Below are 14,733 nucleotides of genomic sequence, written 5' to 3' on the forward strand. Positions count from 1 at the left end.
AGGGGTCCGTCTCTTTCGCCATGCCGCCATTGTGACTCAGCCGGGGAACAATCCGGCCAATCGCGCCTCTAATCGCGGCGATTGCGGCACGCGGATACCGAACGTGCCCTCCAGGACGTCGCGCAGTTCGTCCACATCCTGCAGCGTGCGGCGCTCGCTTTCGCCGCCGAGGCGATGGAAGCTCAGTTCACGGTCACGCAGCGCATGGCGTCCGCCAGCGACCGGACGCGCCACGCGCAGGCCAGTGACGAAGTGCGACGCCGGATGGGTCGACAGGAAATAGTTGGAGGCCTCGTAGTCGACCGGGTACTGGCGCTGCAGGTCGAACCGGTACAGCGTCGCCCAGCGATCGGGCAACCTGACCTGCATCCGCCAGTCGCCATCGCGCTGCAGGAGGCGGAACGGCTCGTGCGGCGTCGCCTGCTCGTCGCCATCGCGCAGCGCCAGGCTCGTGGTGAGCGTGGAGCCGCCGAAGCCGACATCGACCAGGCGCGTGCCCTGCTCCATGTCGACCCGCAGCAGCATGTGGCTGCGCGCGGTGATGGCGTCGTCGGGCTGGGTCCACAACACCCGCGCCGCCAGGCCGCTCACATCGAACCCGACCGCCGCCAATGCCTGCGCCAGCAGCAGGTTGTGTTCGAAGCAGTAGCCACCGCGCCCTGCGTCCACCAGCTTGCGCTCGATGGCATCGGGCGCCAGTTCGACTGCCTGGCCCGCGAACGGATCCAGGTTCTCGAAGGCGATGCTGGTGGCGTGCCGGAACGCCAGCGCATCGAGCACCTCGACATTGGGCTGCAAAGGGCCGTCGTAGCCGATGCGGCGCAGATAGGCATCGAGGTTCATGCGGCAACTCCACGGACGTTGCCGACCATTCTAGGCACGGGGATGCGGACCGGCCGCGACGCGGGCGCAACGCACCATCGTGCCAGCGGCCACCTGCCCGTCAGGAGTGCGACTTCACCCATGCGACGTAACGGTCCATCCATTCCTGCAGGAACTTGCGACTGCCCGCGCCAATCTGGCCGTCGGCGTCGAACAGCCCTTCCTTGGCATGGATGAACACCTCCGGCTGCCCCATCGTCGGCATGTCCAGGTAGGCCAGCGTGTTGCGCAGGTGCTGCTGCGCCATGGCACTGCCGATCGAACCGATCGAGGCGCCGATGACGCCTGCCGGCTTGCCGGCGAACGCGCTCTGGCCATAGGGTCGCGAGGCGTGATCGATCGCATTCTTGAGCACGCCCGGCACCGAGCGGTTGTACTCCGGCGTCACGAACATCACGCCCTTGGCGCCGGAGATCTCCTGCTTGAGCCGCTTCACCGGCGCCGCCTGGTGGCTGTCGTCGTCCTGGTTGTACAGCGGCAGGTCGTCGATGCGGCACTCGTGGAACTCGAAGTCCGCGGGACCGAGTTTGAACAGGCCGTGGGCGAGTTGGCGGTTGATCGATTCGCGGCGCAGGCTGCCGATCAACACGGCGATGCGGTACTGGCTCATCACGGGCTCCATCGTTGGTTGTCCGCCGCCTACTCTTGGAGCGGCGGCGTGACCAGCCCGTGATGGATCGCGCAGCGGCGATGACGCGCGATCAGGCCTTGCGCAGGAACATCGTCTTGAGCACCAGGCCCTTGATCTTGTCCGAGTTGCCTTCGATGTGCTCCGCGTCGTCCTTGACCAGGCGGATGTTCTTGATGACCGTGCCCTGCTTGAGCGCTATCGAGGAACCCTTGACCTTCAGGTCCTTGATCACCACCACGGTGTCGCCGTTGGCGAGCGTGTTGCCATTGCTGTCGCGTACGACCGCGCCGGCATCGGCACTTGCCTCGCCCGAGGCAGCCCACTCGAAGCCGCAATCGGCGCAGACGAAGTTGCCGCCATCGATGTAGGTGTTCTCAAGGGTGCATTGCGGACAGGCGGGCGTAGTGGGCATGGAGGCGAACCGGCGTGGGGTCGGTCATTTTACGCCAGTGCGCTCCCGCGACGCCTCTTCGCGCTGCCGCATCTCCTCGACATCGCGTTCCAGGAAGTAATTGAGGAAGGTGCGGATCACCGCCACCGCCGCCAATCGTCCGATCCCGTCCCAGTCCGGCGTGGTCGACGACTCCAGGATGTCAGCCGCCAACTGGAACGTCAGCGCCGCGACCAGCCAGCGCGAATAGTCCATCCAGATCCGGCGACGCTCGTGGTTGTCCTGACGATGGCTCGTCAGCAACCGGACCACGCCGGCGATCGCCTGCAGCGTCCCTGCGAGGATGATCAGCAGCGCGATGAAGTCGATGGCCACCACGACCGGCTCGGTGATCCTGACCAGCCATTCCTCCATTGTCGTTCCTCCGGATTGCTTGACTGCCAGGGTGTTGCCGGCCGCGATTACCCGCGCACCACGCAACGGAAACCGAGATGGCAGGTCGAAGTATCCACCGGCTGCGCCATGCGTGCCGCGGGCCGATAGCGTCGGCAGTAGTTGGGGGCGCACAGATGCGAACCACCCTTCATCACCCGCCGCGGGATCCTCACCTGTGGCTGGCGCGGATCGAAGCTCGCATCGCGCTCACCGCCGCGCGGATTCTCCAGCGTGCAGCACGAATGCTGCTGGATGCGGTTGTGGTCCTGGTACCAGTCGGTCGTCCACTCCCAGACATTGCCGGCCATGTCGTGCAGGCCGTAACCGTTGGCCGGATACGAGCCGACCCGAGCGGTCCACAAATGCCCGTCCTGCTGCAGGTTCTGCCAGGGGAACTCGCCCTGCCAGGTGTTGGCCATGTACTTGCCGTCGGGGGTGAACTCGGCGCCCCAGGTGAACTCGGCGCCGTCGAGCCCGCCGCGCGCAGCGAACTCCCATTCGGCTTCGGTCGGCAACGACTTGCCCGCCCAGTCCGCGTAGGCCTGCGCGTCCTCGAAGGCGACGTGCACGACCGGGTGGCCGCCCAGGCCATCGAGCGAGGAGTCCGGACCGCGCGGATGGCGCCAATCGGCGCCGGCGATGTAAGCCCACCAGTTGTAGTGATTGCGCAGGTCCACCGGCCCCTGCGAAGGCATGAACACCACCGACGACGGCACCAGCAGGGCCGGATCCGCACCGGGGTAGTCGGCAGGATCGGCCGGTCGCTCGGCCATCGTGACGTAACCGGTCGCTTCGATGAAGCGCGCGAACTGGTCGTTGGTAACGGCGGTGCGATCGATCCGGAATGCCGCCACTGACACCTTGTGCGCCGGCGCTTCTTCCGGGTAGTGGTGATCGGAACCCATCAGGAAGGCGCCACCGGGAATGTGCACCATGTCGTCCAGAGCCACGTCCACCTCACCTGCCGTGAATGCCGGTCCGAGCCTAGCGTGAATGCTCATTGTGCGAAAACCTTGTTCCAGTCGTTCTTCATGCTGACAAGACCGATGCCGTAGTCCTTGGCGTGCTCCAGCCCCTCCTTGAACGGACTGAGCTTGAAGTCGCTGTCATACGCGAACTCCCGCTCGTCGTCGTCGTGGTGCAGGTACCAGGCCATGCGCGGGCCGTCGCCGGCCAGGGTGTAACGGATCATCGCCAGGTCGCCGTCGGAGTTGCCGAAGGCGAACATGGGCCGACGGCCCAGGTGCAGGGCAATGTTGACCACCTTCTCCTCGCGGTCGTCGAAGCTGCCAAGCTCAGGCAGCTTGCGCAGCACCGGCTGGCCTTCGACGGTCTCCACCTTCATGCGCATGCTCGAGCCGATGACCTGTTCCGGCGGAATCCCGTACAGCGTCTCGGCGACCGCGCGCACGAACTCGACCCCGCCACCGGTCACGATGTACGTCTTGAAGCCATTGGCACGCAGGTAGTCCAGCAACTCGCGCTGCGCCACGTAGACGCCCTGGGTGAACAACTGCATCAATGTTGGATGTTTCGCTTCCGCAAGCCATTGTGCCGCGTCGGTGCGGAACTCGTCGACGGTCATGCCCGCATGCGTGGCGAAGGCCGGCTCGAAGGCCTCCTTCTTCGGCAGTGCCGCCAGGGCATGCAGATCGCAGTTGAGCATCGCCTTGAACGCCGGCTTCTCCAGCAGCGCCGGATCCTGCCGGGCCAGCAGCTTCACCTGCGCCAGCGCGAAGAATACCTGCACCTGCAACGGGTACTCGCACCACAGCGTGCCGTCGTTGTCGAACACCGCGATGCGGTCGGCGACGGGGACGAAGTCGGGCCCGCCTTCGGTGGTCACGCGCGTGACGAAGGATTGGATCGCGGTCTTGTTGGCGCCCTCGTTCCAGGACGGCAATGGGTCGTTCATGCAGTTGCTCGCTATTTGCCCTTACCACAACCCCTCTCCCGCAAACGGGAGAGGGGCTCGCATTGCCTGCCGGTCAGCTTGCGCCAGCCGGGGCCTCGGCCATCTTCTTCAGGGCGTCGTCGATGGTGAAGCTGCCCGGCCGCTGCGCCGGCGGGAAGTCCTTGAACGTTGCAGCGAACATCGCCGCGGCGGTCTGCGCCGCATAGATGAAGTACATGTTGTTGAGGCACCAGTCGTAGTACGTGTTCGACGTGATGTCCGCCCGTTCGTAGGGATCCATCCGCAAGTTGAAGATCTTGGGTAGTCGCAGGTGCGTGAACGGCTCGGCCCATATCTGCAGCGTGCCTCGACAGCGCTGCTCGATGAACACCAGTTTCCAGTTGTCGTAGCGGATGCCAAGCACGTCGCCGTCGTCGCTGAAGTAGAAGAAGAACTTGCGCGGCCCTTCCTTGCTCGCACCGGTCAGGTACGGCACGAAACTCACGCCATCGATATGGTTCTTGAACTTCTTGCCGTTGACGGTCGCGCCCTTCTTCAACCGGTCCGTGGCGCTGGTATCGCCCGCCGCTTCCAGGAACGTCGGCAGCCAGTCGTGATGCTGGACGATCTCGTTGGACACCGAACCGGCCTTGATCTGGCCCGGCCAGCGCACCAGCAGCGGCACGCGGAACGCGCCTTCCCAGTTGGTGTTCTTCTCACTGCGGAACGGCGTCATGCCCGCATCCGGCCAGCTGTTCATGTGCGGACCGTTGTCGGACGAGTACATCACGATGGTGTCGTCGGTGATGCCCAGTTCGTCGAGAAGATCGAGCATCTGCCCCACGTTCTTGTCGTGGTCGATCATGGTGTCGTGATAAGGCGACTGCCAGCGACCGGCCTGGCCCAGGCTTTCCTTCTTGGTATGCGTGAACAGGTGCATGTGGGTCGTGTTGAGCCAGACGAAAAACGGCTTGTCGGCCTTGTGCTGGCGCTTGATGAAGTCGGTGGCGGCCTCGACGAACTCGTCGTCGCAAGTCTCCATGCGCTTCTTGGTCAGCGGGCCGGTGTCCTTGATCTTCTGCTTGCCGACCTTGCCCCAGCGCTCCTGCACGGTCGGGTCGTCCTTGTCGGTGGCCCAGCAGTGCAGCACGCCGCGCGGACCGAACTTCTCGCGGAAGCGCGGGTCCTTCGGGTAGTTGGCCATCTCCGGCTCTTCCTCGGCATTGAGGTGGTAGAGGTTGCCGAAGAACTCGTCGAAGCCATGCACGGTGGGCAGGAACTTGTTGAGGTCGCCAAGGTGGTTCTTGCCGAACTGGCCGGTGGCATAGCCGCGGTCCTTGAGCAGGTCGGCGGTGGTCACCGTCTCCGGCTGCAGGCCCTGCGGAGCGGCCGGGATGCCGACCTTCGACAAACCGGTGCGATACACGCTCTGGCCGGTAATGAAGGACGAGCGGCCGGCGGTGCAGGACTGCTCGCCGTAGGAGTCGGTGAACAGCATGCCCTCGTTGGCGATGCGGTCGATGTTCGGGGTCTGGTAGCCCATCAGGCCGCGCGTGTAGCAGCTCAGGTTGGCGATGCCGATGTCGTCGCCCCAGATCACCAGGATGTTGGGTGGCTTCTTGCTCCCGCCCTTTGCTGTCCCTGCCGGCTTCGCCGCAGTGTTCGCCGCAGTGTTCGCCGCAGCCTTCGCTGCAGGCTTCGCGGCTGGCTTGGTCGCGGGCCTCTTTGCTGTTGCCATTTCTGTTCCTCCTGGGGAAACGCGGTGGGGGCACTGCGGTATTGCAGCGCCCGCACGTGGGCGAGCGCAGGTTCTTCTGGCTGCGAGCGTGCTACCCGATCAGCCCAGCAACGGAAGGTTGAACGCCATGCTGGCCGCAGCCACCAGGCCAAGCAGCCATAACAGGCCCGCGGTGATCAGCGTCAAGGACACCGGATACTTGCTCTCGCCGTGGACCAGGCCCTGCGTCATCATCCGCACGCGTTCGGCGCGCAGCTCGCGCATGTAGTTGATGTGATAGACGATGCCCAGTGTCAGCATCACCATGCCCAGCACGACCAGGGCGATGCCGAAGTTGCGCGGCTCGCGGCCACCGGCGGCGAGCATCTTCGACTCCTGCATCTTCTGGAACACCTGGAAGATGGTGAAGCCGAAGCTGATCAGCGACAGCGCGGTGCGGATGATCGACATCAGCGTGCGGTCGGCGCTCATCCGCGTGCGCTGGAACGACATGCCGGTGCGTCGCGAGGACAGCTCGACGGACTTGTCGTCGCTGCTCACGAACGGCGGCTGCGGCGCCTTGATCGGCAGCGGCAGTTCGGGGTTGCGATCTTCGGGCAGGATCGGCATGGCTCAGGGCACCCCGGCCTTGCGTTTGAGCCACCAGTGCGCGATCCGGTCGGCCGGGCCGCGGAACAGGAAGTAAGGGACGAAACCCAGGATCAGCGCGACGTTCAGCGCTTCAAGCACGTGGAACGTGCCGAACACCTTGTACTGGTAGACCGTGTCCATCACCAGGCCCAGGATCAGGATGCGGGCCGTGGCGCGGAACCCCTCGTGCAGGGAGGCTTCGCGCCGGACCGGATCGTGCACGATGGTCCAGAAGTACGGATGCCGACCGATCTTCGCGTCCTTGAATCCGTCGCGGAACGCCAGCAGCAGCGCCATGCCGGGCTGCAGGAACAACCGGAATGTCATCGGCCCCTGCGTGCGCCCGATCAGGTCGGTGTAGAAGCGCACCACGTCGTTCAAGAACCCGTCCATCCCGCTCCCTGCCGGCAACCAAGGACTGTTCGCGCTTGCCGCGCGCAACAGGCAAACCGGGACGCCCGCCGAACATCCGGCGCGCAGTTGAATGCGGGTACGTCCACGGGAACAACGCGGTCGATGTTCGTGTTCGCGAAGTGAATGACCCGTGATGGCTGGCAGGCACTCGCGTGACTTGACCGGGTCTGGCGGTTCATCGCGGCACTGCACCAGGGACGTGCGCCGCCAAATCGATAGCCGATTGCTATCCGCGTGCCCACCGCATCACGTGCGTGTGGGCACTGCGTGGGGGCCTTCTGGCCCCCGTTGTCTTCAGCGCGTCAGCTCGGTCAGCAGCACATGCCAATGATCGAGATCGCCATCCAGGGCCGACACCGGAACGCGCTCGTTCAAGCCATGCGCGAAGTCGTCGGAAGGACGCATGTAGAGGCCCGACACACCGTAGGACGGGATGCCTTCGGCGCGGAAATGCAGGCTGTCGGTGGCGCCGGGCGACATCTGCGGCACGATCGGCAGGCCGGGCTGGCGGCGATCGACCGCCTTGCGCACCGCCTGCATCACGTCATCGCGCAGCGGCGAAGCCGGGCTCTGCGTCGGCTCGCCGATGATCTTCACCTTCGGCGGGTACTTCGCCGACGGATCGATCACGACGTCGGCAATCTGGCGGCGCACGTCCTCCACCGCGACGCCCGGGAAGATGCGGCAGTTCACCGTCGCGGTGGCCCGCTGCGGCAATGCGTTCTCGGCGTGCCCGCCCGAGAGCATCGTCGCCACGCAGGTCGTGCGGATCATGCCGACGTATTCGGGATCGGCGGCGAGCACCTTGATCGCGTCGGCGTCCCTGGGATTGTCGGCAAAGCGCAGCATCGCCTGGCCGAGCGGACCGGCGGTCTGCTTGCCGGTGGCCTTGAAGAAGGCGGTCGTCAGCTCGTCGGCCTGCGCCGGGAACTGGTACGCAGCCAGCCTCTGCAGCGCCGAGGCAAGGTCATAGATGGCATTTTCCGCGTGCGGGCGGCTGCTGTGCCCACCCGGATTGGTCACCTCGATGGTGACCGTGGCATAGGTCTTTTCCGCTGCCTGCAGGTTGTAGGCCACTGGCTTGTCGCTCGCCGACAGCGTGCCGCCGCCGGCATCGCCATTGAGCAGCAACTCGGCATCCGGGAACTGCTTGCTCAGCGCGCGCGTGGTCGACATGGCGGATTCTTCATCGCCTGACAGGGCCAGGATGATGTCGCGCGAGGGCTTGAAGCCTTCGGCCTTCAACCGCAGCAACGTAGCCACGATCACCGAGACATCGAACTTGTTGTCGAGGACGCCGCGGCCGTAGAAGTAACCACCCTCGGTGACCATCTTGAACGGATCGCGGGTCCAGTCCGCCGGTTTGGCCTCGACCACGTCCATGTGCGCCGACAGCAGGATCGGGCGCTTGCCACCGGTGCCGCGATAACGCGCGACCAGGGCAGCGGTGTCGCCTTGCATCTGCACCTGCACGTCGTCGGCGGCAAAGCCACCGGCCTTCAGCTGCGCGGCCAGGTACTCGGCGTAGGCCGGCACCTGACCCTGCCCCGCCACGGTGCGGAAGCCGACGCCCTTGCCGAGCAGCTCGACCGCCTTGTCGTGCGTCTTCGCATCGACCACGGGCTTGGCTGCAACGGCAGGAAGGGCAAGGCCGTACAGGCCGGAGAGCACGATCAGGGTGGTCGCAGCGCGTAGCTTCATCAGGCAGGTCTCGGCGGTCGGATTTGCCCGAGTGTAGACGCGCCGCCACCGCCGCAGCAAAGGCCGGAAGGCCCCCTCCCCTTACCGCTTCCGACCGGTCGCGGTGAACCGCTGCGCCACCGCCGGCTTGCCCAGGTCACGCAGCGCGTCCTTGCCCAGCCAGCGCTCACAGGCGACCTCGGATTGTGCCAGGCGGCCCGCAAGGGCGACTGACTTCGCGTGCAGGTCCGCGCTGCGGCGGCCGATCGAACGCAGCGCCCAACTTGCGCCCTTGATCACGAAATTGCGCTCGTCACCGGCCGCGCGCTCGATCAGGCCCAGGCCTTCGACGTAGGCGCTTTCGTCGGCAAGGCGGCCGTGCAGGGCCAGGCTTGCCATCAGCGCGAATGCCGCGCGCCGCTGCAGCTCGGCGCGCTTGCCCGACCATTGCACGACCTTGGGCCAGGCATGCGGCGAACGGTCGAACAGGACGAAGCAGACGGTGTCGACGATCGCCCAGTTGTCGAAATCCTTGCACCAGCGATCCATCTGCGCCGCGGTGACCTGCGCGGGATCGTCGACGTAGGCGGCCAGCGTGCGCGCCTCGTAGATGCCGGTATCCCATAGCGCCTGCGCCAGCGCGTGGTCGTGGCCGATCGCCTTGGCCACGGCCTGGATGTCCTTCATCGCCACGCCGATGGCGTGATCGCCGGGGATGGCGTAGCGCGTCATGCCGTCGCGGGTCGCCTTGCTGGCACGCCTGCGCAGCGCCTGCAGGGCGTCATCCAGCCGTGCCTGCAGCGGCGCCTGCATCGCGGACTACTTCGCCTTGAGCTGATGCAGCAGAAGCGAGTTGCCCTCGCTGTCCAGGCACACCGCCATCCGGCACACCGGGCTGTGGATCATGTCGCCCAGGAAGGTCACGCCGCGCGCCTTGAGGCTGGCGATGAGCTGGTCGAGATCCTCGACTTCCACGGCGATCGTTCCACCCGCCGAACTGCTGGGCTTGTCGGCAGTGAAGTTGGTCAGGGCGATGCAGCCCCCGCCCGGCAGATCGTATTCGACCCAGTACTGGTCACCCTGGTTGCCGACCGATCCGGCGGTGAGGCCGAGCGCGTTCTCGTAGAAGTCCCGCGCACGCGCCACGTCGCTGACCGGGTACATGGTGAAAGCGACCTTCTTGAGCATTGCCTGATCTCCATGGCTGACATGAACGCCCGGTCATACGCCCCGGATCTGCCTGCGTCAATGACCTGGAACGGCATCACTTCGCGATGTCGATTTCACGGTTGCCCAATCGTCGTTACAGGAGACTGGCCTTCGATCTGTCGCTGCGGCGGCATGTCCAATGCCAGCTGCGACGAGTGCCATTCCCACGCCAGACAGGAGTTCGATCATGACCCAGCGTTTCCAGCGAATCACCCCGTTCCTCTGGTTCGACTCGCAAGCCGAAGAGGCCGCCCATTACTACACGTCGATCTTTCCCGATTCAGGCATCGGACGGACCCTGCGTTACGACGAAGCCTCCTCGAAAGGCTCCGGTCGCCCGGTGGGCACCGTGTTGACCATCGAGTTCCAGCTCGACGGAACGCAGATGGTCGCGCTCAACGGCGGCCCGCACTTCAAGTTCAACGAAGCCGTGTCGCTGTTCGTCAATTGCAAGTCGCAGGACGAGGTCGATTACTTCTGGAGCAAGCTGACTGCCGGCGGCGACCCTGCCGCGCAGCAGTGCGGCTGGCTCAAGGACAAGTACGGCGTGTCCTGGCAGATCGTGCCGACGGAGATGATCGACCTGCTCAACGATCCGGACCCGGCCCGTTCCGGCAAGGCGATGGCGGCGATGATGGAGATGAAGAAGATCGACCTGAACGAAGTGCGCCGGGCGGCGAACTCCTAGCGCCGGGCCTGCCTCGCCGTCAGGTAGCGCTTGCCGATCGCGGCGACGAACTCGTCGAGATCGGTGGTGCCGGTGTTGCTCAGGATCACCACCGTCAGGTCTTCGTCGAGGAAGCGGTACAGCTGGCTCTGCGCGCCCATGATCTGCCCGGGGCGCTTCACCACGCGGTAAGGCTTGCCGTCCACCTTGGTGGTGTACGACCACAGGCCGTAGCCGTAGTCATCCAGGCCGGGGGTGAACATCGTCGCCAGCGTGGCCGGCTTGAGCAGGCGACCGGAGAACAGCGCGTCGGAAAACTTGAGGACGTCGTCGGCGGTGGCGTACATCGCGCCGGCGGCGTACCAGTTCTCCGGATAGACCGGCAGGTCGTTGACCAGGCGACCGAGATCGTCGCGCATGAAGTAGGTGCTGGCCAGGCCTTCGACGATGTCGTGCTGGTAGAGCATGCCGCTGTCGGTCATGCCCAGTGGCTGCAGGATGCGCTCATTGAGCACCTCGTCGAAACGCTTGCCCTGCAGGCGTTCGACGATCTTGCCCAGGATCACGTAGTCGCCGTTGTTGTAGTCGAACACCTTGCCCGGCTCGTGCACCAGCGGCCCGCTGGCGAAGCGCGCCAGCAGCTGGTCGCTGCTCCAGGGATGCTGGTAGGCGGGTATGCCTTCGCTGATGGCCTGCTCGGCGCTGGTCACCTTGTCCATGTTGTCGATGCCGGAGGTGTGGTTGAGCAGCTGGTGCACGGTCACGCGCTGCGCGGCCGGCCCGGCGTAGTCCGGCAGGTAGGTGGCGATGGTGCGCTCGGGATCCAGCCGCCCCTGTTCGACCAGCTGCATCACCAGCGTGGCGGTGAACAGCTTGGTGATCGAGGCGATGCGGTATTTCGTCTGCCGTGTATTGGGCACGGCGAAAGCCCGGTTGGCCTCGCCGAAGCTGCCCGAGTACACCACTTCGCCGCGCTGCTTCACCAGCACCGTGCCATTGAACTGGTGCTTGCCGGCGTAGTCGGCGATGAAGGCCTCAGGCGCCTGCGCCGTTGGCGGCTGTGCCGCGGCGATCGACGACAACAACAGTGCCGGCAAAAGGGCACGCAGCATCAGGGACGGCTTCATCGCGGACTCCGTGGGAGGGCGGCAAACGGCCACCCATCGCCTGACAGGGAGACGGGCTGCGGGCCGGCGGTTGCACCGCCCCGCCATTTCCCGCGATCGGTCCCCGCTCAGCGCCGCGCCAGCGCCCGCCTCGCAAACAGCACGCACACCACGCCGAACACCATGTGCGCGATGACGCTCAGGGTGATCGTGTCCAGATGCGCCAGTGACGGCGAGCGCCCCACCCGCGACAGCGGCATCACCACGAAGTTCATCACCACATACAGCACCACCCCGTACAGCAGCCCAAGCACGAACGGCCGGCGCAGCAGCCCCGGCGAACGCCGTGCGGCCAAGGTGTAGATCACCACGAAGGACGTGGCCATCAACACGTGCAGGCTCGCACCCAGCAATGCCGCCTGGATGCCGCCGTCATAGCTGGCTTTGCCCAACACGCCCACTGCGATCGTCTGGAAAACCTTTTCGATCCCGGCTGCATCCCAGGAGAACCAGACTGAAGTGGCAAACGCGATGTCGCCGATGGCGACGATCAGGCCGCCCAGGACCACCTGAAGCCATTCAACGGGGCGTTGCACATGCAAGGACATGCCGGACTCCTGCGGGAAGGGTTGGAAGCGCGCCGATCGTAGGCCCATTCCGCCCCGCCGTGGCCGCCTCCCGACATTCGGCACCATGACTTTAGACATAGACAATTCTGTCTAGACAATCCGGTCTACTTGATTTACGGTTTGATCAGCCCACCCATCGCGACCGCCACATGACCCGCAAAGCGAGCAAACCGCCCAAGCCCACCGCTGCCGAGCTCGACCTGCTGCGTGCGATCTGGCGCCTGGGTCCATCGACGGTGAAGGACGTGCACGCGCAGCGTGTGCAAGAGCGGCCGGAGCTGACCTACGCCACCGTGCTGCGGCTGATGCAGATCATGCACGGCAAGGGCCTGCTGACCCGTGACGAGAGCCAGCGCTCGCACGTCTACGCCGCCGCCCACGAACGCGATGCACTGCAGACCAACCTGCTCAAGGACCTCATCCAGAAAGTCTTCGCCGGCTCCGGCAAGGACCTGGTGCTGGCCGCCCTGAGCGACCACGTGACCGACAAGGAACGCGAGGAGATCAAGCGCTTCCTCAAGGAGAATCCCGATGCCTGATTCCTCCGTCCTGGTCCCGCTGCTGGGCCGGGCACTGCTGCACTTCGTCTGGCAGGGCGCGCTGATCGGCCTGGTCGCGGCACTGGCACTGCAATTACTGCATGCCGCGCGTCCGCAACTGCGCTATGCAGTGGCCTGTGCCGCCCTGCTCGCCTGCGTGCTGGTGCCGTCGTTGCATCTGGCACTGATGATCGCCGCGACCAATCCGCTGGCCCCGCTCGCGATCACCACTGGTGCATCGTCGCCGCAACTGCTCATTGCTTCGGCCACCTCGCTGCCCATCGAGTCCCTGTGGCCGGCCCGCATCGATGCCGCCATGCCCTGGATCGTGGTGGTCTGGTCCGCCGGTGCCTGCACCCTGTCGTTGCGCATGGCAGTGGGCCTGGTCTGGATCCAGCGCCTGCGCTCGCTGCCGCAAAGCGCGGCGCATGCATCCTGGCAGGTCCGACTGGATGCGCTCGCCACGCGCTTTGGCATCCACGGCCAAGTCGTCCTGCGCCTGGTCGATGGCCTCGACTCGCCGGCGTCGGCAGGCTGGTTGCGCCCGGTGGTGCTGCTGCCGTCCGCGTTGCTGATGCGCATGCCGGTCGATCTGGTCGAGGCGCTGCTGGCGCACGAGCTTGCGCACGTCCGCCGCCACGACTACCTCGTCAACCTGCTGCAGGGCGTGGTCGAGGCGCTGCTGTTCTACCACCCGGTGACGTGGTGGCTGTCGCGCCGGATCCGCATCGAGCGCGAGCACATTGCCGACCAGCTCGCCGCAACCGTGACCGGCGAACCCCGTCGCCTCGCCCTGGCCCTGTCCGAACTGTCCGACCTCACCCGCGTTTCCCGCACACACCCGACCGTCCCACACCCGCACCTTGCCCAAGCCGCCCATGGAGGCCACCTGATGTCCCGCATCGAACAGCTTGTCCGCCCCGGCCACCGCGCCGCCAGCGGCCGCGTCGCCTTCCCCCTGATCGGCCTGGCTGCCGCCTGCCTGGCCTTCTATGCCCACGCCCAGATCAGCACCCCGGTCGCGCCGGCCAAGGCCGCCACCGCCGTGCCGGGCACGCAGAAGAAGCCCGCGGAGAAGACATCCTCCACGGTCACCCGCGTGAATTCGGCGAACCTGCACACCGGCGCAACGCAGGAGGCCTATGCGCTGATCAGCCAGGACCGCGACGGCATCACCATGTCCGGGTCCACCGACGACCTGCCGCAGATCCGGTCCGCCAAGCGCAGCCTGCAGGGCGACTTTGTCTGGTTCCGCCGCGGCGGCAAGTCCTACGTGATCGTCGATGCGGCGACCGTCGCCAAGACCCGCGAAGCGTGGCGCGACAGCGACAAGATCGGCAAGCAGATGGAAGTGCTCGGCGACCAGATGGAAGTGCACGGCGACAAGATGAGCGCGCTCGGCACGCAGATGGAAAAGCTCAGCGAGCACAGCGGGCCCACCGCGGCGATGGACGCCGCCACCCGGCAGATGGAAACCCTGGCAAAACAGCAGACCGGCTTTGCCGCCAAGCAGGCGCAACTGGCCGCCGAGATGGTCGGCGCCAACGCGGCCGGGATGGACGAGCTCTCGCGCAAGATGGACGCTCTATCGCAACAGCAGGATGCATTGGGCCGGCAGATGGACGCGCAGTCCCGGATCATGGACGCGCAGTCCCGCCGCATGGACGCGCAGTCCGCCCCGATGGAGGCCCTGGGCCGGCAGATGGAAGAAGCCGGCAAGCCGATGGAGGCGCTGGGCGCGCAGATGGATGTGCTTGGCGCACAGCATGAAAAGGTCGTCGCCAAGGCCGAGGCCGAGACGCGCAAGCTGATCGACGATGCCATCGCCAGGGGACTGGCCCTTCCGGCGCCGACGTACAGCGCGCAGTAACGCACCAGGTGGGCGGGT

General features: G+C 65.8%; 17 protein-coding genes. 3 read left to right on the top strand and 14 right to left on the bottom strand.

The window, feature by feature from the left end; translation table 11 throughout:
• Nucleotides 1–36 precede the first annotated feature (36 nt).
• The 12 genes from AC1DER_RS02835 to AC1DER_RS02890 form a co-directional block, all read right to left on the bottom strand.
• Nucleotides 37–843 (bottom strand): arylamine N-acetyltransferase family protein, encoded by an 807-nt coding sequence (locus AC1DER_RS02835; RefSeq protein ID WP_477244077.1) that lies wholly within the window; start codon nucleotides 841–843, stop codon nucleotides 37–39.
• 100 nt (nucleotides 844–943) lie between these two features.
• The gene (locus AC1DER_RS02840) at nucleotides 944–1,492 is read right to left on the bottom strand and encodes an NADPH-dependent FMN reductase (RefSeq protein ID WP_441816029.1); all 549 of its coding nucleotides are present in this window, start codon (nucleotides 1,490–1,492) and stop codon (nucleotides 944–946) included.
• Nucleotides 1,493–1,583: 91 nt separating this feature from the next.
• Nucleotides 1,584–1,925: a zinc ribbon domain-containing protein YjdM gene (locus tag AC1DER_RS02845; RefSeq protein ID WP_477244075.1), complete on the bottom strand. Its 342-nt coding sequence runs from the start codon at nucleotides 1,923–1,925 to the stop codon at nucleotides 1,584–1,586.
• Between the two features lie 24 nt (nucleotides 1,926–1,949).
• Nucleotides 1,950–2,318: a DUF1622 domain-containing protein gene (locus AC1DER_RS02850; RefSeq protein ID WP_477244073.1), complete on the bottom strand. Its 369-nt coding sequence runs from the start codon at nucleotides 2,316–2,318 to the stop codon at nucleotides 1,950–1,952.
• A gap of 47 nt (nucleotides 2,319–2,365) precedes the next feature.
• Nucleotides 2,366–3,340 carry a formylglycine-generating enzyme family protein gene (locus tag AC1DER_RS02855; RefSeq protein ID WP_477244071.1) on the bottom strand — a complete coding sequence of 325 codons (975 nt, stop codon included), beginning with the start codon at nucleotides 3,338–3,340 and terminating at the stop codon, nucleotides 2,366–2,368.
• Nucleotides 3,337–4,254: an HAD family hydrolase gene (locus AC1DER_RS02860; RefSeq protein ID WP_477244069.1), complete on the bottom strand. Its 918-nt coding sequence runs from the start codon at nucleotides 4,252–4,254 to the stop codon at nucleotides 3,337–3,339. Before AC1DER_RS02860 ends, AC1DER_RS02855 begins: the two co-directional genes overlap by 4 nt.
• Nucleotides 4,255–4,327: 73 nt before the next feature.
• Nucleotides 4,328–5,833, bottom strand: a complete 1,506-nt coding sequence (locus tag AC1DER_RS02865; protein WP_477244067.1) for an arylsulfatase — start codon at nucleotides 5,831–5,833, stop codon at nucleotides 4,328–4,330.
• Nucleotides 5,834–6,070: 237 nt separating this feature from the next.
• Complete coding sequence (locus AC1DER_RS02870) at nucleotides 6,071–6,580, bottom strand: YidH family protein (RefSeq protein ID WP_477244065.1); 510 nt, start codon at nucleotides 6,578–6,580, stop codon at nucleotides 6,071–6,073.
• A 3-nt stretch (nucleotides 6,581–6,583) separates the two neighbouring features.
• Nucleotides 6,584–6,994: a hypothetical protein gene (locus AC1DER_RS02875; RefSeq protein ID WP_441816022.1), complete on the bottom strand. Its 411-nt coding sequence runs from the start codon at nucleotides 6,992–6,994 to the stop codon at nucleotides 6,584–6,586.
• Between the two features lie 315 nt (nucleotides 6,995–7,309).
• The gene (locus AC1DER_RS02880; protein ID WP_477244063.1) at nucleotides 7,310–8,716 is read right to left on the bottom strand and encodes a M20/M25/M40 family metallo-hydrolase; all 1,407 of its coding nucleotides are present in this window, start codon (nucleotides 8,714–8,716) and stop codon (nucleotides 7,310–7,312) included.
• 81 nt (nucleotides 8,717–8,797) lie between these two features.
• Nucleotides 8,798–9,508 (bottom strand): DNA alkylation repair protein, encoded by a 711-nt coding sequence (locus tag AC1DER_RS02885; RefSeq protein ID WP_477244061.1) that lies wholly within the window; start codon nucleotides 9,506–9,508, stop codon nucleotides 8,798–8,800.
• A 6-nt stretch (nucleotides 9,509–9,514) separates the two neighbouring features.
• Entirely contained in the window at nucleotides 9,515–9,883 is a 369-nt protein-coding gene (locus tag AC1DER_RS02890) for a VOC family protein (protein WP_441816019.1), read from the bottom strand.
• A 208-nt stretch (nucleotides 9,884–10,091) separates the two neighbouring features.
• On the opposite strand from AC1DER_RS02890, the gene AC1DER_RS02895 reads away from it, so the two are divergent.
• Nucleotides 10,092–10,592: a VOC family protein gene (locus AC1DER_RS02895; protein ID WP_477244059.1), complete on the top strand. Its 501-nt coding sequence runs from the start codon at nucleotides 10,092–10,094 to the stop codon at nucleotides 10,590–10,592.
• Here AC1DER_RS02895 and AC1DER_RS02900 read toward each other — a convergent pair.
• Nucleotides 10,589–11,698 (bottom strand): serine hydrolase domain-containing protein, encoded by a 1,110-nt coding sequence (locus AC1DER_RS02900; RefSeq protein WP_477244057.1) that lies wholly within the window; start codon nucleotides 11,696–11,698, stop codon nucleotides 10,589–10,591. The genes AC1DER_RS02895 and AC1DER_RS02900 overlap by 4 nt on opposite strands.
• A 107-nt stretch (nucleotides 11,699–11,805) precedes the next feature.
• A complete protein-coding gene (locus tag AC1DER_RS02905; RefSeq protein ID WP_477244055.1) occupies nucleotides 11,806–12,384 on the bottom strand; it encodes a hypothetical protein in 579 nt (192 codons plus the stop codon).
• Between the two features lie 71 nt (nucleotides 12,385–12,455).
• Here AC1DER_RS02905 and AC1DER_RS02910 point away from each other — a divergent pair, with 71 nt between their 5' ends.
• Together AC1DER_RS02910 and AC1DER_RS02915 are read left to right on the top strand one after the other, a co-directional pair.
• Nucleotides 12,456–12,845: a BlaI/MecI/CopY family transcriptional regulator gene (locus AC1DER_RS02910; RefSeq protein ID WP_441816015.1), complete on the top strand. Its 390-nt coding sequence runs from the start codon at nucleotides 12,456–12,458 to the stop codon at nucleotides 12,843–12,845.
• A complete protein-coding gene (locus tag AC1DER_RS02915; protein ID WP_477244052.1) occupies nucleotides 12,838–14,715 on the top strand; it encodes a M56 family metallopeptidase in 1,878 nt (625 codons plus the stop codon). Before AC1DER_RS02910 ends, AC1DER_RS02915 begins: the two co-directional genes overlap by 8 nt.
• Nucleotides 14,716–14,733 lie beyond the last annotated feature (18 nt).

It is taken from the genome of Lysobacter sp. 05T417, from assembly GCF_056396405.1.